Annotated in this window: 1 tRNA gene; it reads left to right on the top strand. The window is 35.6% G+C overall.

From position 1 onward, the window contains the following. The first annotated feature begins 73 nt into the window (after positions 1–73). Positions 74–149, top strand: a tRNA-Glu gene (locus AB4585_RS22450). Positions 150–421 lie beyond the last annotated feature (272 nt).

Below are 421 nucleotides of genomic sequence, written 5' to 3'. Positions count from 1 at the left end.
CCTCCTTATACGAAGATATTCACGATAAGTGTCCACACAGATTGATATGTTTAAACAGTTAAGAGTAACCTATGTCCCGTTCGTCTAGAGGCCTAGGACACCGCCCTTTCACGGCGGTAACAGGGGTTCGACTCCCCTACGGGATACCATCTTTAAGCACATTTATTTAAGTGTTTTTAAAAATGGTTCAATTTATTGAATCAAGCTCTTTAACAATTTGGAAAGCTGACTGATTGATTTACTTACGAGTAATTCAATCAAATTTAAAAGTTCTCAATGTTTATCTGCTCTTATTTAATAAGAACGGTATAAACACAACAAACACATTCAAGTGTCTTGGCTTTTTGTCTTCACTTTTTAAAAGTGGAAATAAAGAGTGATTCAAACTTAGTTTGAATCGAAATTGAGTCCGGCAAACAGT

Origin of the sequence: Vibrio sp. 10N.222.49.C9 (assembly GCF_041474985.1) — a bacterium.
Taxonomy (GTDB): Bacteria; Pseudomonadota; Gammaproteobacteria; order Enterobacterales; family Vibrionaceae; genus Vibrio; species Vibrio crassostreae_C.
Note: the sequence above shows the minus strand (reverse complement) of the source record. Positions and strands in the feature narration are given on the sequence as shown.